Annotated in this window: 21 protein-coding genes; 8 read left to right on the top strand and 13 right to left on the bottom strand. The window is 48.5% G+C overall.

Annotation, left to right across the window (positions count from 1 at the left end):
- Complete coding sequence (locus tag WBJ53_RS19985) at positions 1-1,569, bottom strand: hypothetical protein (RefSeq protein ID WP_338869385.1); 1,569 nt, start codon at positions 1,567-1,569, stop codon at positions 1-3.
- Between the two features lie 170 nt (positions 1,570-1,739).
- The gene (locus tag WBJ53_RS19980; protein WP_338869383.1) at positions 1,740-3,008 is read right to left on the bottom strand and encodes a hypothetical protein; all 1,269 of its coding nucleotides are present in this window, start codon (positions 3,006-3,008) and stop codon (positions 1,740-1,742) included.
- 226 nt (positions 3,009-3,234) lie between these two features.
- Here WBJ53_RS19980 and proS point away from each other — a divergent pair, with 226 nt between their 5' ends.
- Complete coding sequence (gene proS, locus WBJ53_RS19975) at positions 3,235-4,707, top strand: proline--tRNA ligase (RefSeq protein WP_338877210.1); 1,473 nt, start codon at positions 3,235-3,237, stop codon at positions 4,705-4,707.
- 143 nt (positions 4,708-4,850) lie between these two features.
- Positions 4,851-5,342 carry an NUDIX domain-containing protein gene (locus WBJ53_RS19970; protein WP_338869381.1) on the top strand — a complete coding sequence of 164 codons (492 nt, stop codon included), beginning with the start codon at positions 4,851-4,853 and terminating at the stop codon, positions 5,340-5,342.
- On the opposite strand, the gene WBJ53_RS19965 is transcribed toward WBJ53_RS19970, so the two are convergent.
- Both WBJ53_RS19965 and WBJ53_RS19960 read right to left on the bottom strand, forming a co-directional pair.
- A complete protein-coding gene (locus WBJ53_RS19965; protein WP_338869379.1) occupies positions 5,333-5,878 on the bottom strand; it encodes a hypothetical protein in 546 nt (181 codons plus the stop codon). The two genes, WBJ53_RS19970 and WBJ53_RS19965, sit on opposite strands and share 10 nt — an antisense overlap.
- A 41-nt stretch (positions 5,879-5,919) precedes the next feature.
- Positions 5,920-6,291 (bottom strand): PadR family transcriptional regulator, encoded by a 372-nt coding sequence (locus tag WBJ53_RS19960; RefSeq protein ID WP_338869376.1) that lies wholly within the window; start codon positions 6,289-6,291, stop codon positions 5,920-5,922.
- 266 nt (positions 6,292-6,557) lie between these two features.
- Between WBJ53_RS19960 and WBJ53_RS19955 the strand changes: the two genes are divergently transcribed.
- Both WBJ53_RS19955 and WBJ53_RS19950 read left to right on the top strand, forming a co-directional pair.
- The gene (locus tag WBJ53_RS19955) at positions 6,558-7,193 is read left to right on the top strand and encodes a thioredoxin family protein (protein WP_338869374.1); all 636 of its coding nucleotides are present in this window, start codon (positions 6,558-6,560) and stop codon (positions 7,191-7,193) included.
- A gap of 60 nt (positions 7,194-7,253) precedes the next feature.
- Complete coding sequence (locus WBJ53_RS19950) at positions 7,254-7,706, top strand: peptidylprolyl isomerase (RefSeq protein ID WP_338869372.1); 453 nt, start codon at positions 7,254-7,256, stop codon at positions 7,704-7,706.
- 73 nt (positions 7,707-7,779) lie between these two features.
- Here the strand turns inward: WBJ53_RS19950 and WBJ53_RS19945 are convergent, their stop codons facing one another.
- Entirely contained in the window at positions 7,780-8,193 is a 414-nt protein-coding gene (locus tag WBJ53_RS19945; RefSeq protein ID WP_338869370.1) for a hypothetical protein, read from the bottom strand.
- A 396-nt stretch (positions 8,194-8,589) separates the two neighbouring features.
- On the opposite strand from WBJ53_RS19945, the gene uvsE reads away from it, so the two are divergent.
- Positions 8,590-9,486, top strand: coding sequence for a UV DNA damage repair endonuclease UvsE (uvsE, locus tag WBJ53_RS19940; protein WP_338869368.1), 897 nt, complete (start codon positions 8,590-8,592; stop codon positions 9,484-9,486).
- Positions 9,487-9,633: 147 nt separating this feature from the next.
- Here the strand turns inward: uvsE and WBJ53_RS19935 are convergent, their stop codons facing one another.
- Both WBJ53_RS19935 and WBJ53_RS19930 read right to left on the bottom strand, forming a co-directional pair.
- On the bottom strand, positions 9,634-10,239 hold the full coding sequence (locus tag WBJ53_RS19935) for a T9SS C-terminal target domain-containing protein (RefSeq protein ID WP_338869366.1): 606 nt from the start codon (positions 10,237-10,239) through the stop codon (positions 9,634-9,636).
- A gap of 329 nt (positions 10,240-10,568) precedes the next feature.
- Complete coding sequence (locus tag WBJ53_RS19930; RefSeq protein ID WP_338869364.1) at positions 10,569-11,585, bottom strand: bestrophin family ion channel; 1,017 nt, start codon at positions 11,583-11,585, stop codon at positions 10,569-10,571.
- 158 nt (positions 11,586-11,743) lie between these two features.
- Between WBJ53_RS19930 and WBJ53_RS19925 the strand changes: the two genes are divergently transcribed.
- From WBJ53_RS19925 to solA, 3 genes are all read left to right on the top strand, one after another.
- Entirely contained in the window at positions 11,744-12,553 is an 810-nt protein-coding gene (locus WBJ53_RS19925; protein ID WP_338869361.1) for a glucose 1-dehydrogenase, read from the top strand.
- A 127-nt stretch (positions 12,554-12,680) separates the two neighbouring features.
- Entirely contained in the window at positions 12,681-15,320 is a 2,640-nt protein-coding gene (locus tag WBJ53_RS19920) for a glucosidase (protein WP_338869359.1), read from the top strand.
- A 20-nt stretch (positions 15,321-15,340) separates the two neighbouring features.
- Positions 15,341-16,510, top strand: a complete 1,170-nt coding sequence (solA, locus tag WBJ53_RS19915; RefSeq protein ID WP_338869357.1) for an N-methyl-L-tryptophan oxidase — start codon at positions 15,341-15,343, stop codon at positions 16,508-16,510.
- On the opposite strand, the gene WBJ53_RS19910 is transcribed toward solA, so the two are convergent.
- The 6 genes from WBJ53_RS19910 to cobT form a co-directional block, all read right to left on the bottom strand.
- On the bottom strand, positions 16,491-16,856 hold the full coding sequence (locus WBJ53_RS19910) for a DUF1304 domain-containing protein (RefSeq protein WP_338869355.1): 366 nt from the start codon (positions 16,854-16,856) through the stop codon (positions 16,491-16,493). The two genes, solA and WBJ53_RS19910, sit on opposite strands and share 20 nt — an antisense overlap.
- A gap of 57 nt (positions 16,857-16,913) precedes the next feature.
- The gene (locus tag WBJ53_RS19905; protein WP_338869353.1) at positions 16,914-17,462 is read right to left on the bottom strand and encodes a GNAT family protein; all 549 of its coding nucleotides are present in this window, start codon (positions 17,460-17,462) and stop codon (positions 16,914-16,916) included.
- A 201-nt stretch (positions 17,463-17,663) separates the two neighbouring features.
- Entirely contained in the window at positions 17,664-18,206 is a 543-nt protein-coding gene (locus WBJ53_RS19900) for a DUF6580 family putative transport protein (protein ID WP_338869351.1), read from the bottom strand.
- An 8-nt stretch (positions 18,207-18,214) separates the two neighbouring features.
- Positions 18,215-18,856, bottom strand: a complete 642-nt coding sequence (locus tag WBJ53_RS19895; RefSeq protein ID WP_338869349.1) for a histidine phosphatase family protein — start codon at positions 18,854-18,856, stop codon at positions 18,215-18,217.
- A 90-nt stretch (positions 18,857-18,946) separates the two neighbouring features.
- On the bottom strand, positions 18,947-19,729 hold the full coding sequence (locus WBJ53_RS19890; protein WP_338869348.1) for an adenosylcobinamide-GDP ribazoletransferase: 783 nt from the start codon (positions 19,727-19,729) through the stop codon (positions 18,947-18,949).
- 94 nt (positions 19,730-19,823) lie between these two features.
- Positions 19,824-20,831 carry a nicotinate-nucleotide--dimethylbenzimidazole phosphoribosyltransferase gene (gene cobT, locus WBJ53_RS19885; RefSeq protein WP_338869347.1) on the bottom strand — a complete coding sequence of 336 codons (1,008 nt, stop codon included), beginning with the start codon at positions 20,829-20,831 and terminating at the stop codon, positions 19,824-19,826.
- Positions 20,832-20,847: the final 16 nt, after the last annotated feature.

The following is a 20,847-nucleotide window of genomic DNA, read 5'->3' as shown; positions in this document are numbered from 1 at the left end:
TTAGAAAAATACACCAAACGACAGCATCAGGTTCGTGTTGCTGTTGGTGGTTGCAACAGTGGGTGTGTCGCTATCGTTGGGTAATTGATAAGGCGTAAAGCCTGATTTATAGGTCAGGTAAGAACCGGATAGATCGGCGAAGAACCGCTCGTTCCGAACGCCCAGACCCGCCGAGAAGAGAAGTTTATCGCGGTCGGTCTTTGCGACCCGGTCGAGGTCGATTTTATAGGCGCTTGGCAAATAGCCAATTCCTGCCCGGATCCGTAACAAACCCGCCCGAATTTCGGCACCAGCTTTCACGTTAACTACATTCTGGTAGGTGGTTTGAACCACCTGTTTCACATCTGTTTTGAAGTCTGAATTGTCCTGCTGAGTGCTGAAATAGGACGTCCGCGCACGCAGACCGCCATAACCAACATATTCGGCCGTGGCGGTAATGAAGCCAATTTTCCCTTTTCCAAGAAAGTAAGTAGCTCCTCCCGATGCTCGTAAGGGCGTTTGTATCGAATAGTCGAAATTGTCGTAGGGTGAAACCACATCAACATTCGTTGTATTGGGTTGAATATTGGCCGTTGGGCTCACCGTTAAGGTTTGTCCGAAGGTTTCATGAGCGCTGCTAAACGTTGGCGATACCAGTGTGCCGCCTACCTGTAGATCGGGGCTGAGCTTATAAATCAGCCCTATGGTTGCATTGACGCCATTACCGGTTACGTCAAACCGGTTTATCTGGCTATAGTTGACATAGTATTGTCCGTTGATGGGCGCTTCCAGGAAAATAAATTCCGATGAGTAACGGAGCCGGGTCAGGGCAATCGATGCGCCGATGTATAGTTTATCATCCAGATTACCAGCATAGGCAAATGTCCATTGGGAGTGGGTGCCCGACCGGCTTAAGGTAGCCCGTTGATCTTTGGCATTGGCCACGTCGAAACGGAAGTATGGAGGGCCTGAACCATTATTGCCCAGATCAGTTGGGTTAATCAGAAACAAACGGTAGGCACCCGCTTCACGAAAGCTAACTGTGTTGGTATTTGGGTCGTAATCGTCGCTCAGCTCGGCTTCGCTATATTGAGCTGCATTAGCTTCATTAACGTACGTTTGTGCAATGGATGAGTTTGGGTTTCGGTTCGTTCCGCGGGCGTCGACATAATCATAAAAATTGGTCGATTGCGAGTAGGTGACGCCAAATGCGGTTCTGCGCCAGCGCCGGTTTGTATTGGAACTGCCAGCCAGAATAAGCCCTAACTGACCAATATTGAACTTGCTGCCCGTGCTGGTTAGCTGGTTGCCCAGAAACGTATTCTGATTACTGACAAGGTTCAGGGAAGGACTTATACTCAGTTCAGAACGATTGTAGAACGCCAGTCCGGCAGGATTACCGAAAATATTGCTGGCATCGCCACCGAGTGCTGCCTGATTGCCGCCGAGGCCCCGGAAACGAGCCGTTCCGCTTTGTGAAAAATCAGAAAATCGGAACGCATCATCTGCATAATCTGCAGCAGGTCCTTGCCCGAACGCCAGCCCAGTACAGCTCAGAAATAAGGCCGAAAGAAGGAACTTTGTATTCATATATATGTGGGATTAAGCCAGCGAATGATACTTTGGCTATTAGAGTACCATCGCGATAAAACGTTTAACCAAATTGCTCAAAATATGTGGGCCAATTGGTTAAATACACAACGAAAAATCCCGCCGATTGTCTATCAGCGGGATTTATTTTTACTGGAATAATTTTTCAACTAGCGCGGACCACGGCCACCACCACCCGTGTGACCACCGCCACCCGAGAAACCACCACCGCTTGAGTGACCACCACTGTAGCTGGGAGTTGGTGAACTGAAGCTACGGCTTGGCGCGCTCTGCTGAAAGCTTGGCTGGCTAAAGTTACCACGGCTCTGGCTTTGGTAGGAAGGCTGTTGGTAGCTTGGTTGCTGATAGCTCCCCCGTGCACCACTATTTGAGCCAGATGGCGTGTAGCTGCCGCGGCTGTTGGTACTTGGGCGAGCATAATACGTATTACCGCTGTTATAGGAGGGCGTATTGTTCGAATAAGCACTAGTGCCATTACTTACGCGGCCACCCCGGGCGCTATTGTCATAATAATAGCTACCACGGCTGTTCGTGCTTGGACGGGCATAATAGCCATTCGAACCCGATGACGTTGCTCCACTACGACCACCGCTAGGATTGTAGTTACGGGCCGAGTTGTCGAAAGCCGACGAATACCGTCCGGCCGAGCGCCCGCCACTATGTACATACGACCGATTCCGATATGGATCAGCGCCCGTCACGTAATTACTCACGTATACAGGGCTGCCATAATAGCCGCCGTAATAACTACCGTAAAATGGCGAATAGAAGGGGCTATAGAATCCGCCGTAACCCAAACCACCATAAGCATACGATCCGTAGAATGGGTCATAGAATGAACTATACCCAAATGGGCTGTAACCATAGCCAAATGGCGAATAGAACGGACTGTAGGCATAAGCACCTCCATAGTAGGGCGAGTAGAATGGGCTACCGAAGCCAACACTCATGCCCATCATGCCTAAACCGCTATAGAAGCCCATGTTGTTGTAGCCCCAGCGATTCCAGCTATAAGCCGATGTTAAGGCTGAATTGTAGCCGTTTGCAAAGCCAGAATTATAGCTGTTGGTTGTATTGTCGCCCCAACCCGGATCGGGCGACAGGCCACGATTCAGTTTACGAGTACTCAACTCCGAGTAATACTCATCGGTGTTAGTGCTGTAGCCTTGCTGATCATCATTATAATCAGGGTTGGCATTGCGAAGAGAACGTTGTTGACGCCGAAGCTCGCGCGAGTTTTGCGGAGCCACCGACGAAACGTCTGACGAATTGCTGGCATAAACAACGGCGTTGCCGGAGTTGCCGTACAAATCGTCTACTTCACCGGCATTCTGGGCAGTCTGGCGGCTCGATGAGCAGCTCCAGAATCCCATCAACGCGGCAAAGGTTAGGTATCGGTACATGCGTTGCGTTATCATATGGCCAAGGATTAACAGTAATAAAGCCTCATATTAAAGTGTCATCTACTCTTATAACAAAGGATTGACACGTTTGATTACAAAAATAGAGCAAAAACCTATCTTTGCAAGTCTTCAATACATTAGATTCTGATTAGAACGTAATGGTTTAATCCATTTTAAAAAAAATCTGCGAAAAAGTAGCGTATCTACGTGCATGATCGGCTTTCTCGCGGCATTCAGCAACATGGCAAAAGCAATTCCATCCCGTAGTGAAAATTATTCTGAGTGGTATAACGAATTAATCAAAAAAGCCGATCTGGCCGAAAACTCAGCCGTTCGGGGCTGTATGGTCATTAAACCCTATGGTTTCTCCATCTGGGAAAAAATGCAGCGGGCTCTCGATGATATGTTCAAGGAAACCGGGCACGAAAACGCTTATTTCCCGCTGTTTATTCCTAAATCTTACCTCAGCAAAGAAGCATCGCACGTTGAAGGCTTTGCCAAAGAATGTGCTGTTGTGACGCATTACCGTCTCAAAAATGCGGAAGATGGCTCGGGCGTTATTGTGGACCCAGAGGCAAAACTGGAAGAAGAACTGATCGTTCGGCCAACGTCCGAAACCGTAATCTGGAGCACCTATAAAAACTGGATTCAGTCGTACCGCGATCTGCCTTTGCTCATTAACCAATGGGCCAACGTTGTTCGCTGGGAAATGCGGACACGGATTTTCCTGCGTACGGCCGAGTTCCTGTGGCAGGAGGGCCATACCGCACACGCAACCGCTGAGGAAGCGATGGCCGAAACGCGTCAGATGCTCGATGTGTATGCCACGTTTGCCGAAGAATGGATGGCGGTGCCGGTCGTGCGTGGTGCCAAAACACCGAACGAACGCTTTGCCGGGGCCGACGATACGCTTTGTATCGAAGCCATGATGCAGGACGGTAAGGCGCTACAGGCTGGAACGTCGCACTTCCTGGGGCAGAATTTTGCGAAAGCATTCGATGTGCAGTTCCTGAACAAACAAAATCAACTCGATTACGTTTGGGGTACATCGTGGGGGGTATCGACCCGGTTGATGGGGGCGCTGATTATGGCTCACTCCGACGACGATGGGCTGGTACTGCCACCCAAACTGGCTCCAATTCAGGTGGTTATTGTGCCCATTTACCGGAGTGAAGAACAACTGGAACAGGTTTCGGCGAAAGTGAAACCGCTGCTTCAGGAGTTGCGCAAAGTGGGTATTTCGGTGAAGTTTGATGATTCGGACGCTAACAAACCCGGCTGGAAATTTGCCGAGTATGAGTTGCGTGGTGTACCTGTTCGGTTGGCAATGGGTGCCCGCGATCTCGAAAATGGTACGGTTGAAATTGCCCGCCGTGATCTGAAAACGAAAGAAACGGTACCATTCGAAGGCTTAACGGAGCGGATCAAAAATCTGCTCGATGATATTCAGCAGAGCATCTATAACAAGGCGCTCAGGTTCCGTCAGGAAAATACGTTTAAGGTCGATACGAAGGAAGAATTTGAGGAACAGATTGAAAAAGGCGGTTTTCTGCTGGCGCACTGGGATGGTACTTCAGAAACCGAAGATGCCATTAAAGAAGCTACAAAGGCAACTATTCGCTGCATTCCGTTCGATCAGGAACCCGAAGATGGAGTCGATATTTTTTCGGGCAAACCATCAAAAGGTCGTGTTGTGTTTGCCCGCGCTTATTAGCGGCTGTTCATAGCTTTTTTTACCGCAAGGGATGCGAAGATTTTCTTTGTGTTCTTTGCGAAAAACATAGCGTCCTTTGCGGTAAAAAAGTTACGCTACTCTCACAAAATAACTGCATACCCCCCCCGATTACATACGTTTAAATGACTATTCCAGAAGGGTTAAAACGAACGGCTGTTATCTGCATCCTGCGTAATGGGACTAATTTTTTATTGCTCAGGCGGTTGAAAGAGCCAAATCGGGATCAATATACGCCCGTAGGTGGCAAGCTCGATCCTTTCGAGAGCCCGCTACGGGCGGCATATCGTGAAACCTGGGAAGAAACTGGAATCAAGGCTGAAAAAATGACATTTTGTGGAATGCTGACGGAAAGCTCGCCCACAGCCTACAACTGGACGAGCTACGTCTATGTAGCCGAGATCGACTTTATTCCGCCACCGGCCTGCAATGAAGGCACTCTGGAATGGATTGCTTTTGCTGATGTATTACGGGTTCCAACCCCCAAAACAGATTGGTTTATTTACGATTATGTACTCAGGAATAAGCCGTTTGCTTTCAGTGCCGACTACGATGCACAACTGAATTTGCTGAATATGCACGACGAACTGGAAAACGTGCTTTTGTTTCAGGCATGATCGGGTAGCGATTGCCGCATCGTTAGCTGCTGTTGCCGCATATGTTGTAGGTACCAACTCACAACGGCGAAAGTAACCGCACTCAGCCCAACAAGCCATACTACACCCCACGGACTTAGATACGACCAGGTTCGACGGCTAAGCCCATCCATCATGGCCATGAGCATCATGAACAACCCGATTGCCATGATGAACGCATTGCGCAGGGTAATTCGATACGCCCGTCGTAGGTCGTAGGCTCCGTAGGCTTTGTTCCGAAATTCGAAAACGATATCATCAAGACTAGCCTGCTGAAGCTGCTCGTCGGTCATGGACAGAGCCACCTGATAGGTTTCGCGCAGATGACGTACGGCTTTAATGTTAGCCTGTTCGAGCACAGTGTTCATTGCCGATTCGAACGGAAGGCCAATCCACATGTAATATTCTACCTCACAGGCAAGGTGGTCGAGTAATTCATCGATAAGAGCATCGCTGGAACCGCTACTGATCAGGTGATTGTGCAATATGGTTACTTGTTGCGGGCTGAGTTTTTCCATGACTCTATCTATGTTTAAAGGTTGAGTTGATTTAGGATGGTTCAGTGGTCGGTAGCAAGTTGGATTGGCGGATTTAGTAACGTTTGCATAGCTTCGATAAAGCGTTCGAAATCAGAGACTTTTCTGGCAGCAGCTTTGTTTCCGTTAGGCGTCAATGAATAATATTTTCGAAGGCGACCATCAACTTCTTCGGTTTCTGTGATCAGCAGGCCTTCCTGTTCCAGCTTGTGCAAAACTGGATAAAGTGCACCAAAGGATAAGGTTATTTCTCCTTTGGTGCGCTCTTTCACTGCCTGCGTAATTTCGTAGCCATACATACGTCCCCGGCCAGAAGGCGATACCTGCTCGGTCAAAAGTTTCAGAACGATTGTTTTTAACGTTCCTCGGAGAAATTCATTACCAGTTGCGTCCATTTTCTGGAAAGTAGGGCTGTGTTGAACGAGGGTAAAAGCCAGCAGCACTATGCTGCGGTTATTCGCTGTAAATATATATAAGAATCCGATATATACAAGTTATTGTCAGCTATTGGTGATTTGCTATCCATAATTAGCCTTTTCCAACTGGATAATTGAATTGCAAACCACTCCATAGCTAAGCCTGATGACCCATGTTCAAAATGATCTGGCGAACGAAAATGGGGCATGGTAATGTTCGAATAAAACAAAACAACCTGCTGAATATGACCACTGAAAAAAGGCCGCTTATCACTCCTGAACGGGTTGCATCGGCGCTGACATACGAACAGTACGTTAGTCTTTCGACGGAGTTGCTGGCTCAGGGACGAACAACCTCAGAGGCAACGACTTACAACACACCCGAAATTCTGGGGTATGCCAAATTGAATCTACACCGGATGAATCGATTGGATAAATTGACAACCATTAATACCGAGTTGCAAGGGGCAATGAAAGCCATACCTGAACCCTGGACTTGGCTGGTTCTGACCGAATCGTGGTGTGGCGATGCCGCTCAGTCTATACCCGTTATGCATCATGTTGCGAGCCTGTCGACGAAGGTGTCGCTTCGTTTTCTGTTGCGCGATAAAAACCCCGACCTGATGGACGCCTATCTGACTAACGGTGGTAAATCGATCCCAAAACTCATCGCATTGCGATCGGCAGATTTAACCGAACTGGGCACCTGGGGCCCTCGGCCGGCTGCGTTGCAAACGCTGTTCTGGGAATGGAAAAATGCCAAACGGCCCTATGCCGAAATAACAGAAGACCTTCAGCGGTGGTACAATAATGATCGTACGGTTTCGATCCAGCGTGAACTTTTGACCCTGGTAACGAGTTGGTCAAAAACTAGTATGTAGTCTGCTCCTTACCGGAAGATCCGGTACCTTTGTGGCTACGTTTATCAAACCAATATTATTATGGCACAAGCAAAAGCCGGTGATAAGGTTCAGGTCCATTATACGGGCACGTTAACCGACGGTACAATATTTGACTCCTCCGCAGGAAGAACACCGCTGGAATTTACAGTGGGTAGCGGCCAGGTCATCAAAGGTTTTGATGACGGAGTTGCGGGTATGAGCCAGGGCGAGAAAAAAACCATCAATATCCCGGTTGAGGACGCCTATGGTCCAGCAAACGAAGAAATGATTTTTACGTTGAACCGCTCCGATATTCCGGCCGATATACCACTCGAAGTTGGTATGACGCTCAATATGCATGAAGATGGAAATCCGCGACCTATTCCAGTGATTGTGCGCGATCTGACCGATGCAAGCGTAACGCTCGATGCCAATCATCCGTTAGCGGGTCAGGATCTGGTGTTTGAAGTTGAATTGGTAGAAGTAAAATCGCCTTCAGGATTGATTCTATAAACAGAGAAACGAACGAGCAAAGCTCCCGAAAGTTGCAACTTTCGGGAGCTTTGCTCGTTCTGATAAGTTCCGGTTAGTATTTCTCTCCTTCTTTATCCAACAAAAGCAGTTCGCTTAATTCGCGCAGAGCGGTCTGGATACCACGCATATTTGCGCGCGCAACATAGGACGCCAGCGCAACAATGATTGCTCCAATGTTGAGTGCCACAGTTACATTATGAATATGATTAATGCCCGCCCTGGCTTCGTCAGAAGCGCGTCGAATGGCGCTGGCCATGTCGGTTGCATTAGTAAAAGCTGGCCGGGCTACTAACGTCAGCAAATCCTGGGCCCGATTGAGCAAGCTATTCTGATAGGCATTTAGATCTAACTGCTGTTCATGCGAAAGCTCGGCCCAGTGCACCACCTGATATTCGTTCAGGGTGCGAGCCATCATTCGGTAGCCGTTCGCAATGCTGACGATATGTTCAGGAGTGAAATCTTCCATAAATAGGTGTTGATTGATCCCAATCGGAGCGAATATGTCTCCTACAGTTAAATACGCTCCAACCTGGGCTAATGATGCTATATGATGTTGCTAGTGATATTTTTTACAGAGCTAGTCTGTCTACGGTGCTTTTACTATTCCTAATGGGCATGAATTGTCGTTGATAGTGGTGTAAGTTATTAACAGCCGATGGATTAAAGGTGTTGACAGTTTTTTATAAAATATAAGTATTCTAGCATGAATTGTATGCGATAAATACGAATGAATAAAGTTGTTTCATACGGAAGAAGAGCCGTGGTGCGGTAAGATAAAACGATTGGTAAATTGTTTCCGCAACTTTTGAACGAACGGTCATTTTTGGGAAAACCTCTGTATACTCTTTAGGGTTAGGGGATTATGGAATTGACACCGCTCAATATTGGCTACGCCTGTATTAATCTGACGCTTCAGGCCAATAAAATCACAACCAACCGGGGAATGATCAAAAAAACATTTACTGAACGGGGTGTTACCTATGCGTCGGAACTGGCCCTTAAAAATGTACAGGACCTCCTCAAAATTGTGGAATGGAACCTTGAGCATGGATTTCGATTATTTCGCATTTCGTCAGATGTGTTCCCCTGGCTATCGGAATACCGAATCTCGGATCTGCCCGATTTTTCGGAAATCCGGGCAATGCTCGAAGACATCGGGAGCCGTCCCATTCGGCTCACCTTGCATCCGGGGCCTTTTAATCAGTTGGCTGGTCAGGGAAGGGTACTCCACAATACGATCCGGGATCTCGAATCGCAGTCAGAAATTTTTGATCTGATGCGCCTGGAGCCCTCACACTGGAATAAAATCAATATTCACGTTGGCGGAACCTACGGCAATAAAAGCGCTACCCTGGCACGATTTTCTCAGAATTTTAAGCTGCTTTCCGAAAATCTGCGCGCCCGCCTGACCGTTGAAAACGACGATCGCCCTAGCCTCTATACGGTGGCCGACCTGGTGTCGCTCTACGAAACAGTAGGTACGCCCATTGTCTTCGACTATTTTCACCATGCCTTAAATCCCGGCAGCCAGACCGAAGAAGATGCTTTTCTGACGGCCTACCATACCTGGGACGTTCGACCTGTATTTCATTATTCGGATTCCCGAAAGGACCATGAAGACCCAACAGCCCGTCGCGAAGCCCACGCCGACTGGATTTATTCGCCCGTTAACACCTACGGCAAAGAGGTCGATATTGTCTTCGAGTCAAAAATGAAGGAACTGGCTATTCTGCAACTGCGGGAATTGATTGGAGGCTGAAAGAAAAGGTATTTCTACTATGGTGCAATACCATAAAAAAGCCCGCTGTATTCTTCGAATACAGCGGGCGAGGAGAAGTGGGTGAATAACCGGGCCCGTCCGAAAAGCCTGATTACTTGATTAAAGCGTACTGATTACGCCCGAAAATTAGTGTTTAATATCGACGCGGGTTGCAAACTGCTTCTGACTAGGGCCAACCACGAAAGTGTAAGCCCCATCGGGCAGACCCGACAGATCGAACCGGCGGGTCGAGCCTTTGAACGAATCGGTCTGAACCAGCACGTTCTGCGAATCGTAGATAGCCACGTTGGCTTCGTCGACGTTCTTGGCAGGCAGGTTGATTTCAAACTTATTTTTTTCGTAGGCCAGAACCGTTGGTTCCGTAACCTGTTGTAGGTTTCGCTCGTCGATGCTCAGCGCGTTGCCTTTGATAGTTAAGCCCTGCGACATCCACCAGGCGCTGTTACCCGCCGTCAGATAATACTGACCATCGGGCAGATTATTGAGGTTGAACGACGTAATCCCTTTCTGGTTTTTAGTGATCGTTCCCCGGTACAGCAGATTGCCGTCGGCATCAATAAGAGCCACGTCGATCGGATGTGCGGTTGGTGTATAAAGGCGTACTTTCTTTTGTTCGGACTTTTCAATTTTCACCCCATTCGCTCCTGAACCATTGTCGGCTTTGGCATCTCCCATGCCAGCCAGACTCCATACAGTTAGTAGTACGGCAATTGATAAACGGAACTGTTTCATTGGTTTGAAATTTTTGTTTTACCGTGACAAAGGTGTGCCGTAAAGCATATTTAATGCAAGTGGTCAGGTCTTGATTGCCAGCGGTTTAAGAAAAATTCTTCCCAAAAGACAATTCATTCTGAGTAAATTAGGTCGTTTATTGGAAAAGTACAAAAAGTCCCTATAAAGTACTTATGATTTGTATTTTTCTAATAATTCTAAAATTTAGCACTATCTAAATTTATATACCAAATTTTCATCTGTAAAGTGCAATTCTATCAAATTGGTCAGTTGTCATTAGTCATTAGTAAATAGTTATTGGAAAACTGAACTGACCAAGTACCAATCGCTTACATCAGGATATTTTCGACCGCCTGAACCCGTTTGGGGAGGTTTGTTTCGCCCAGCATATCGCGAAGGTCGATTTCGATATTGCGGCAGATGGCCGTCATCGGAATATCGTTGATGCTGTTTTCAAATGGGTTTTCGCTGGTGTCGCCCACAATTTCCATCGTGTTGAAGATCCAGGCAATAATGGTATAGAATGGAACCGTGAGCCAGATGTGCCAGCCACTCACTTTAGCCATTTCGGTTAGCAGACCATAGGGAAGTACCACAATGAAAACCCAGGTGAATACATAGCTGAAGAAGGCATATTGGCGCGGAAACGGAAACGTTTTGATCCGTTCGCAGGCACCTTGCTGGTTGTAAAACTCAACCAGCATCCGTTCAAGATCGACATGATAGTATTCGGTCAGACAATCTGCTTCGCGGAGTTCGCGAAGTTGCTCCGATTGCTGCCGAAGCAGATAAGTAGCTGGATTGGGGTGTTGAATTACGGCTTCAATCTCTTCGTCGGACAAGAAGCGGCTTAATTCTTTGTCGAGGCTACATTGCTTAAAGGCGGCAATCCGCTCAATAACTTCATGCGCCGGATTATGATGAAGGTCCCACACGGGTTTTTGCCGAAGTTGAACCCGTATTGCCGTTATATAGGCCAGATGGCGATAAATGAGTTTTTGCTGAATTTGTTTCAGCTCGGCAGGTTGTATCGGCAAATCACCCATACGTTTTGTATTGAAGTAATCGAGCACCATAATACCCCACGACCGGCTGGCATTGGTAATACTTCCCCAGATGCGCCGGGCTTCCCAGAGCCGGTCGTAGGATGAATTATTTTTAAAGCCAACATAAAAAGCAACGGCTGTTCCTATCGTTGCTACCGGAACGAAGGGAATAGCCAGAAACGTCCAGCCGACTACGGAGTAGAGCAAACAAACAAGGGTTGAATAGACGATAAAAAGCAGGATAGCTCGCCAGGTAAATGGAAAAACAATATGAAATGGAACGCGTTTGGTTGTAAACATGAGTAGATGGAATTTATAGAGGATGGAAAAACATAGAAATTCCAACTAAAATACGACTGAGATTAACGCGAGATTAATCCTATCATGTAAACAGTCGCCTTGGGAGCGTGACAATGTAATTTTCTTATCTTGCCGCCTGCAAAATCTGGTTTTTTTTCATGGAGAATGTATTAAAAGGACAAATTGCCATCATTACTGGAGCTAGTAGTGGTATTGGCACGGGCGTTGCCAAAGCACTGGCAGCGGCCGGAGCCACCGTAGTTATAAATCACCCTGTAGAAGCTACAAAGCCTGCAGCAGATGCCGTTCTGAAAGAAATTATCGATGCCGGAGGTACGGGTATGGTAGCGCAGTGCGACGTTAGCAAAGAAGATCAGGTGATTAAAATGTTTGCCGATGTAGTGGCTCAGTATGGCACCGTCGATATTCTGGTGAACAATGCAGGATTACAGCGCGATTCGAAGTTCGATGAAATGACGCTTGACCAGTGGAATACAGTTATCAATGTTAACCTGACGGGGCAATTTCTGTGTGCACGCGAAGCCATTCGCGAATTTCTGCGTCGGGGTCCGCGCCCGGAGGTGTCGGTGGCTACCGGAAAAATCATCTGCATGAGCTCAGTACATGAGCTTATTCCGTGGGCAGGACACGTAAACTACGCTACCTCAAAAGGAGGTATCAAGATGCTCATGCAGTCGCTGGCCCAGGAATACGGCGACCGTAAAATTCGGGTCAACAGCATCTGTCCGGGTGCCATTCAAACACCCATCAACCGGGCTGCCTGGGAAACTCCGCAGGCACTAAACAGCCTGATGTCGCTGATTCCGTATAACCGCATTGGACAACCGTCTGATATTGGTAATCTGGCCGTTTTTCTGGCTTCCGACCTGTCTGATTACATAACAGGGGCCAGTATTTTCATCGACGGAGGTATGACCGTATTCGAAGGTTTTGCTACGGGGGGGTGAAAAAAAGTTCATGGTTTACGGTTTATGGTTTACGATGACTTCGCCTGTTCGCATACATTCGTCTGATGCGGAACTACCGTAAACTATAAACCGAATACCGTAAACCAGACAGCTAAAAACCGATAGCATGACCATCGAACAACAACGTTTAGACGATCCGGCCTGGCGGCAATGGGGCCCTTATGTGTCGGATCGGCAATGGGGAACGGTTCGCGAAGATTATAGCTCCAACGGCGATGCCTGGAACTATACAACCCACGATATGGCCCGCAGTTATACCTATCGCTGGGGCGAAGAAGGAATTGCCGGCTTCTGCGACGATAAACAGCAGCTTTGTCTGGCTTTGGCGCTTTGGAATGGAAAGGATGCTATTCTGAAAGAGCGCTATTTTGGCCTGACCAATAGCGAGGGCAATCATGGCGAAGATGTTAAGGAACTCTATTATTACATCGACAATACGCCTACCCATTCCTATCAGCGGATGCTCTATAAATATCCGCAGGCAGCCTATCCCTACCAGCAACTCATTGACGAAAACCGTCGACGGACCCGGCAAGACCCTGAGTTTGAATTACTGGATACGGGCCTGTTCGACAATGATCGCTACTTCGACGTGTTTGTTGAGTACGCCAAAGTTCGCCCGCAGGATATTCTGATGTGTGTTACCATCCATAATCGCGGTCCCGAAGCGGCCGATTTGCAGGTGCTACCCACACTCTGGTACCGGAATACCTGGATATGGGGAGACGACTCCGATGGGGTTCCGAGCCAGAAACCAGGCTTGTCGCTTCAGCCCGATGGTACTGTTTTGGCCGAACAGGTTCAATTGGGCCGGTATATTATTCAGGCCTATGATCAACCCGAATGGCTATTTTGCGACAATGAGTCGAATCTGGAGCGGCTATATAATACCCATATTGGCGCTCGCTACCCGAAAGACGGCATTCATAATTATGTTCTCTTTGGCTGGGAAACAGTGAATCCGCAGAAAAAAGGAACGAAGGCAGCGGCCCGTTATAAGCTGACAATTGGCGCAGGAGAATCGGCTACCATACGGTTACGCATATATGCCGAAACAACCGACAACCCTAATTTTTTGCCCAATTTTGATGAGCTTGTGGCAACGCGAAAAACCGAGGCCGACGAATTTTATACCCATGTTCACCCGGCTCAGGCTACTGCGGACGAAAAATTGGTTCAGCGGCAGGCGTTTGCCGGCATGCTCTGGAGTAAACAGTTCTATTATTACGATGTGACACGATGGCTGGCTGGCGATCCTAATAGCCCGCCCCCTCCGCCCGAGCGGGCCAAAGGGCGCAATCATACCTGGCCCCAACTCATCAATGCGGGTGTTATTTCGATGCCCGATACCTGGGAATATCCGTGGTATGCCGCCTGGGACTGGGCATTTCACTGTGTTACACTGGCGGTTATTGATCCGGGGTTTGCCAAAGATCAGCTTATGTTGCTCACCAACGAATGGTATATGCACCCCAATGGGCAATTGCCAGCCTATGAGTGGTCGTTCAGCGATGTGAACCCGCCGGTTCATGCCTGGGCTGCCTGGCGAATTTATCATATGGAACTGGAGCGCAAGCCCCCCGGCGAAGAAGATATGCCGTTTCTACGAGGCATTTTTCATAAACTGTTGCTCAACTTCACGTGGTGGGTGAACCGCAAAGACGAATCGGGGAATAATATTTTTGAAGGCGGTTTTCTTGGGTTAGATAATATTGGCGTTTTCGACCGGAACGCGGTGCTGCCCGATGGTAGCCATCTCGAACAGGCCGATGGGTCGAGCTGGATGGCTATGTATGCCCTGAATATGATGCGGATTGCGCTCGAACTGGCTCAGCATGATCCCATCTATGACGAACTGGCTACCAAATTTTTCGACCATTTTCTCTACATCGCTGGAGCCATAACCAACATTGGCGAAACCAACACCGGCCTATGGGATGAGCAGGACGCTTTTTTCTACGATCAGATCCGGATGTCGGACGGGAGTGTAAAACGAATGCGCGTTCGAACCATGGTTGGCCTGATTCCAATGTTTGCCGTCGAAATTCTGGACGATCAGCTATTGCGGCAACGTGCACCGTTTCTAAAACGAATGGAATGGTTTCAGACGCACCGGCCCGATCTCTACAATCAGGTGTCACGCTATACCGAAACGGGCGTGAGTGAAAAACGCCTTCTGAGTTTGTTACGAGGGTTTCGACTTAAATCGTTGCTTAGTAAAGTATTAGACGAAACTGAGTTTTTAAGCCCTCACGGTGTGCGGGCCGTTTCGAAAATATACCGCGACCATCCCTATGAGTTTACTCTCGATAGCACAACTTTTCGGCTGGCCTACACACCCGCCGAGAGCGATAGCGGTATGTTTGGCGGAAACAGTAACTGGCGTGGGCCCGTCTGGATGCCGTTAAACTACCTGATGATTGAAACGTTGGAGCGGTTTTATGACTATTTCGGCGATGCCTTCACCGTAGAATACCCGATTGGTTCGGGGCAGCAGATAACCCTGAAAGATGTTGCCAGCGAACTGATGAACCGGCTGATCAGCATCTTCACCATTGACGAAAACGGCCGCCGGGTTACCTTTGGTCAGCATCCGAAATATCAGGACCCGCATTTCAGAGATTATGTGCTGTTTTATGAATATTTTGACGGTGATAATGGACGGGGTGTTGGGGCTAGTCATCAAACCGGCTGGACCGGCTTGGTGGCCGAACTGATCGACCGGAAATACGATAGTTTGCAATAGGGTTTATAACACAGATCGTCATGATTTTTGATGCCATTGTTGTGGGGTTGGGGGCTATGGGTAGTGCTACACTCTATCAGCTTTCCAACTTAAATGCTGATGTTCTGGGAATCGATCAGTTTGCTCCGCCCCACACGATGGGCTCTACCCATGGCGACACCCGCATTACGCGACAGGCTATAGGCGAAGGGACTTATTTTGTGCCACTGGCACTACGGTCCTACGAAATCTGGCAGGAACTGGAAGCAAAAACCGGGCAACAGTTGCTGGTGAAAAATGGTGGCCTGTTTATCGGTAAAGAATATTCCGACAGTCAGATGCACAATAAACCGGGTTGGTTAACAACAACCATTCGGGCCGCCGAACAGTTTGGCATTGCGCATCAGCTTCTGGATAATGAGGCCCTTCGCACTCAATACCCGCAATTTCGTGTTCGACCTGACGATGTTGGCTATTTTGAGCCTGATGCGGGTTTTTTGAATCCAGAACGATGTATTTCGGCTCAACTGGAACTGGCTGCCAGGAACGGAGCTACGGTTCGGACCTACGAACAAATGCTGTCGTTTAGCGAAACATCGTCGGGCGTACTGGTTCGTACAAGCCAGGCCGACTATAAAACCCGACAACTGATTCTGACAACAGGCCCATGGATAACCACGGCTTTGGCCAATACCGCTTATCAGAATTTGCTCAGGGTATATCGGCAGGTTCAGTATTGGTTCGATGTTGAGGACAATTATACGGCCTTTATCCCCAACCGGTTTCCGGTCTTTATTCTGAGCGACCGGGATATGTATGGTTTTCCGGCCGTAGGTGGCCCGGCCGATGGACTTAAACTGGCTATGGAAACCTATGCACAGCCAATAACAGCCAATAAGGTGAACCGGTTAGTTTCGACCGCCGAAACGCAGCAGATGTATGAACGGTATGTCGTGCCAAACTTTAACGGGATTGGGCCTAAATGTATTCGGTCGGCTGTTTGTATGTATACCATGACGCCCAATGGCGATTTTTTAATTGACCGTCACCCCGATCATCAGCGGGTTCTGCTGGCTTCGGCCTGTTCGGGACACGGGTTTAAGCATTCGGCGGCTGTAGGTCAGATGCTGGCAGAACTGGCATTACAGAATCGGACGGATTTCGACAGCCAACCGTTTAGTCTGACGCATTTCAATTCGCCAGCAGCGTAAAAATTAAGGCCAGAATAGCCGGTAAGGCCTGCACAAAAAAGATAGACCGCTGAGCCGTAAGGGCGCCATAGATCCCGGCAACGATCACACAGCTGAGGAAAAAATAAGCCACATTCGTGCTCCAGACCGGATCGCTGATAAGCCGTGACCAGATCAAGCCTGCCGCCAGAAATCCGTTATATAGTCCCTGATTGGCAGCCAACGCTTTGGTTGGTTCAAATAATTCCGGGGCTAAAGAGCGAAACGTTTTACGGCCTCGGGTGGTCCAGGCGAACATTTCCAGCCAGAGAATATACAGATGCTCTACGGCTACAAGGCCAATTAGAAGGTGGGCGATTAGGGTCATTGTCGGTAGGGTACTCTTGATGGGTTTTAAAGGTAAGCAATTGTCATTAATACCTGCTTATGGTGCTAACAGCGAATAGTGAACCGTGTCGTGGAAACAATCATTGTAGAATTGATTCTCTTTGAAATGCGCTTCTTTCATAAAACCAGCCCGTTCGAGAACCCGGGCAGAGGTCGTATTGGCCGGATCAATAACGCCTTCGATCGAGTGGAGTTTCATAACCTGAAAACCATAATCGATTACGGCCTGTAAGGCTTCCTGCATAATCCCCTTCCCCCGATAATCATTGCTCAGCAGATACCCTACCTCGGCCCGGTAGTGCTGTTTTGCCATCCGAACATAGCCAATTGTGCCAATAATTTTAGGGTCTGATTTCTGTGAAATTCCCCAGGTGATGTGCTCGTTCTGGCGAATACCATTATTGATATTCAGAATAAGTTGAGCGGCATCGGCAACGGTGCGGGCAATAGGGCGAGGAATAAACCGCATTATTTCCGGGTTAGATCGTAACGCAAAAAAATCGTTTTCATCCTCTAGCAGTATCTGACGAAGTCGCAGCCGTTCGGTCGTTAATTCCGGAAAAGGATTGAGGTTGACGATGAGCATACCAGATGGTGATTTTACGCGAAAGCTAGCAAAAAAACAGCGAGTCATCAGCAATTAGTCATCAGGCGTAGGCATAAACAGACCTAAACGGTTTTCGAAACTTTTTAGGTCTAGGCTGGTCATGGAACAGCCAATGACAATGAACCAATAAAAAAAGCCTTCCGACGAATCAGAAGGCTTCCAATATTTTTTGGTTGACTGTTAAGCCCGCACGGGTTTTAGCACACCAAAGCGTTGTTGTAACAGATAATAGCCTCCAAAGAGAACACCATTGAAAAACAGGTCGCCCAGCAGGCCATTCAGAAAGAAAGACGTACCGTCATAGAACGCCAGCCCCGCTGCGTAGCAGCCCATCAGTCCCGCCATTGTTTGTGGGTAAAATGTGCTGCCATACCAAACGGCAAAATTAGTGATCAGGAAAAACAGAACCGATGCCGTAACCGAAACAGCGGCAATTCGCCCGGCCGACGGCCGACGCAGTGCCCATAGTCCAAGCAGCCAGGTCAGGCCAAAACTTACATAAACTGAAGCCATGTTCCCATGGAAACCAATCAGGGCATCGCTCAATAGCATGGCCAGTAATGGAACTGCCAGACCTAACCACCTGCGTTCGAAAGTGGCCGCTCCAAACAAGGCCAAAGCAGCAATGGGAGTGAAGTTAGGCCAGTGCGGCAGCAGGCGAAAGAGTGCAGTAGCCAGCACAATGGTGCATAAAGTAATCAGACGAATTTGTAGCGATTTCATGGGTGTCTTCAGCGATTTATATATTGGACCGTGTATGACGATCCGGTTAATGTCAGTTTTGTTACAGCTCCATAATCGAGATTGAGCCGGTAGGCGTTTTGCAAAGATAAATCCAGAAACAGACACAGCAAAGCCCGAATAACACCGCCGTGTGATATGATGAACACGGGCTGAGCAGTTTGAGTTTGCGCAATAGGCAAAATCGTCGACTGCCAGAACGAGCCCACCCGCTCGAACACATCATTGAAATTTTCGCCGTTGGGTGTTCGAACGTTCACAAAATCGGCCATCCACGGCTCCAGAACCTCGCGGCCAATATCGTTCCAGGGCACCATTTCCCAGTCGCCGAAGAAAAATTCTTTCAATCGATCATCGGTTTTGACCACTAATGGTTGGGCATCTGGTACTGACGTTTGTCCGGGTGCGATTTCTATTGAGCTACCCGGCGAAAAAGTATTGGCCAGATCGTTGGCTAACTGGTAGCACCGGCGCAGGGGAGATGAAAAAATAGCAAACGGATCGTCGGGTAAGTGGTTAATCAGTCGGTCACGTTGGTCTTCGTAGGTTTCGGCCAGATCGACATCGGATTGACCATAGGCCACCCCACGCCCAACAGCAACTTCGGTATGACGAATCAGATAAACATCCATTAGAAACAAGTTGGGTATTGTCCTCAGAGCTACAGAGATTACAAAAAGATTCAGAAACTGTTTCTGTATTCTCTGTGGACAATAAAATGATTAAACCGAAACCCACAGCAATGAAACGAATGACAGATAAACTACAACTTCGGTAACTTGTTGGACGGCCCCCAGACAATCGCCGGTATAGCCACCGAGCCATTTGTTGAAAAACCAGATGAATCGCCAGCGAACCAGCGCCAATGGAATCAGAAAGAGCAAATAAATCCACAGTGTCGTATAAACCACAAGCGCCAGCAATGGGGCTAAACCAAACAGAGCCGCTATGGTGAGTTGGCTAGCGGTGATACCCTGCGCAATGGGTTTTGCTTTGGCATCAAGATCGTCGCGGGCATAGGGGAGCGCGCTGATAACTGTAGCGGCAGTTAACCGACTCAGGCTATGGGCCGAGATGTATTTGAGTGCAACAGCCCAACCAAAGGTTTCGACACCGAGCAGCGATTGCAGGGCAAAAAATTTAACTGCCAGGAGCAATACCAGCCCAATAGTACCATAGGTGCCCAAACGGCTATCTTTCATGATCGCCAGGATTTTTTCTTTTGTCCAGCCACCCCCAAAGCCGTCGCAAACGTCGGCAAAGCCATCTTCATGAAAGGCTCCCGTTACCCAAACCGTAGCAATTATGCTGAACAATACGGGAAGATAGGTTGGTGGAAACAGCACCGTTCCAAGCCAATAGATGCCTACGCCTATGCCACCCACTATCCAGCCGATCAACGGAAAGAACATGGTAGATCGGTTCAACGCGTCGGCCGAGTGGTCGATATTTTTCGGAACCGGTAAGCGGGTATAAAACATCAACGCCGTAAAGAAGAGTCGCATAAAGTTCATCGTTTATCGTCTATGGTTTATGGTTGCGCTGCTCATTTAGATGTTGACTAGGCGAAGCAGCGATAAACGATAGGCCATAAACGAATTAAAGCACATCCATCGTTGCCATTTCGTTCAGCATACCAACAGCAGCCTGCACAAGCGGGTAGGCCAGGGCGCATCCTGTGCCTTCGCCCAGGCGGAGGTCGAGCGTGAGCAGTGGCCGGGCATTGAAGAAATCGAGCATGTGTCGATGACCTGCTTCATTAGACTGGTGGCAGAAAATGCAGTTTTGTAATACAGCCGGATTCAGCGCCTGGGCAACCAGCAAGGCTGAGGTGGCAATGAATCCATCGATCAGAATAACCATCCTGTTTTCGGTAGCCTGAAGTATTCCACCCACAATAGCCGCAATTTCCAGACCTCCCATTGCGGCCAGAATTTCTAATGGATTCGTGAGTTGCTGGTACTGCGCTGCCACCGTTTCGAGAATCGACAGTTTGTGCGCCAACCCCGCATCGTCGAGCCCTGTGCCGCGACCAACGCATTGATCTAATGGACGTTTGGTGAATCGGTGCATCAACAAGGCGGCTGGCGACGTGTTGCCAATCCCCATTTCGCCAAAGCCAACTATAGTACAATTTCGGTATTGAATGCCATTGACCAGCGTTTTTCCGGCATCCAGAGCAGCCGCACATTCATCGGCCGTCATGGCGGGTTCGTACCGCATATTGCGGGTGCCAGGACGAATTTTGTATTTGACAAAACTCTCAGTGTTCTCGTCAAAGGTGCCATTTACACCCACATCGCACACCAATAGCTCCAAGCCATTTTGCCGACAGAAAACATTGATGGCGGCTCCGCCAGCAATGAAGTTTTTTACCATGCCATGGGTAATGTCGGCAGGGTAGGCGCTGACGCCTTCGGCAGCCAGCCCATGATCGCCCGCAAACACGAGCATATGCGGATTGCTCAACACCGGCGTTTCGGTCTGTTGAATTAACGCTATTTGCAGAGCCAGTTCTTCCAACCGTCCCAAAGCGCCCAGCGGTTTGGTTTTATGATCGATTCGTCGCCGAATAGCGGTTTCGAGTGTAGTTGCTGAGGAAGTCATAAGGGTTTTTCGGTAT

Origin of the sequence: Spirosoma sp. SC4-14 (assembly GCF_037201965.1) — a bacterium.
In the GTDB taxonomy this organism is placed as follows: domain Bacteria; phylum Bacteroidota; class Bacteroidia; order Cytophagales; family Spirosomataceae; genus Spirosoma.
The sequence above is the reverse complement of the archived record's forward strand: the minus strand, read 5'-3'. Positions and strand labels throughout refer to the sequence as shown.

Bases quoted from the DNA above. Each gene is read 5' to 3' on its own strand.
- WBJ53_RS19985 (WP_338869385.1), bottom strand. From the start codon at position 1,569: ATGAATACAAAGTTCCTTCTTTCGGCCTTATTTCTGAGCTGTACTGGG.
- WBJ53_RS19980 (WP_338869383.1), bottom strand. From the start codon at position 3,008: ATGATAACGCAACGCATGTACCGATACCTAACCTTTGCCGCGTTGATG.
- proS (WP_338877210.1), top strand. From the start codon at position 3,235: ATGGCAAAAGCAATTCCATCCCGTAGTGAAAATTATTCTGAGTGGTAT.
- WBJ53_RS19970 (WP_338869381.1), top strand. From the start codon at position 4,851: ATGACTATTCCAGAAGGGTTAAAACGAACGGCTGTTATCTGCATCCTG.
- WBJ53_RS19965 (WP_338869379.1), bottom strand. From the start codon at position 5,878: ATGGAAAAACTCAGCCCGCAACAAGTAACCATATTGCACAATCACCTG.
- WBJ53_RS19960 (WP_338869376.1), bottom strand. From the start codon at position 6,291: ATGGACGCAACTGGTAATGAATTTCTCCGAGGAACGTTAAAAACAATC.
- WBJ53_RS19955 (WP_338869374.1), top strand. From the start codon at position 6,558: ATGACCACTGAAAAAAGGCCGCTTATCACTCCTGAACGGGTTGCATCG.
- WBJ53_RS19950 (WP_338869372.1), top strand. From the start codon at position 7,254: ATGGCACAAGCAAAAGCCGGTGATAAGGTTCAGGTCCATTATACGGGC.
- WBJ53_RS19945 (WP_338869370.1), bottom strand. From the start codon at position 8,193: ATGGAAGATTTCACTCCTGAACATATCGTCAGCATTGCGAACGGCTAC.
- uvsE (WP_338869368.1), top strand. From the start codon at position 8,590: ATGGAATTGACACCGCTCAATATTGGCTACGCCTGTATTAATCTGACG.
- WBJ53_RS19935 (WP_338869366.1), bottom strand. From the start codon at position 10,239: ATGAAACAGTTCCGTTTATCAATTGCCGTACTACTAACTGTATGGAGT.
- WBJ53_RS19930 (WP_338869364.1), bottom strand. From the start codon at position 11,585: ATGTTTACAACCAAACGCGTTCCATTTCATATTGTTTTTCCATTTACC.
- WBJ53_RS19925 (WP_338869361.1), top strand. From the start codon at position 11,744: ATGGAGAATGTATTAAAAGGACAAATTGCCATCATTACTGGAGCTAGT.
- WBJ53_RS19920 (WP_338869359.1), top strand. From the start codon at position 12,681: ATGACCATCGAACAACAACGTTTAGACGATCCGGCCTGGCGGCAATGG.
- solA (WP_338869357.1), top strand. From the start codon at position 15,341: ATGATTTTTGATGCCATTGTTGTGGGGTTGGGGGCTATGGGTAGTGCT.
- WBJ53_RS19910 (WP_338869355.1), bottom strand. From the start codon at position 16,856: ATGACCCTAATCGCCCACCTTCTAATTGGCCTTGTAGCCGTAGAGCAT.
- WBJ53_RS19905 (WP_338869353.1), bottom strand. From the start codon at position 17,462: ATGCTCATCGTCAACCTCAATCCTTTTCCGGAATTAACGACCGAACGG.
- WBJ53_RS19900 (WP_338869351.1), bottom strand. From the start codon at position 18,206: ATGAAATCGCTACAAATTCGTCTGATTACTTTATGCACCATTGTGCTG.
- WBJ53_RS19895 (WP_338869349.1), bottom strand. From the start codon at position 18,856: ATGGATGTTTATCTGATTCGTCATACCGAAGTTGCTGTTGGGCGTGGG.
- WBJ53_RS19890 (WP_338869348.1), bottom strand. From the start codon at position 19,729: ATGCGACTCTTCTTTACGGCGTTGATGTTTTATACCCGCTTACCGGTT.
- cobT (WP_338869347.1), bottom strand. From the start codon at position 20,831: ATGACTTCCTCAGCAACTACACTCGAAACCGCTATTCGGCGACGAATC.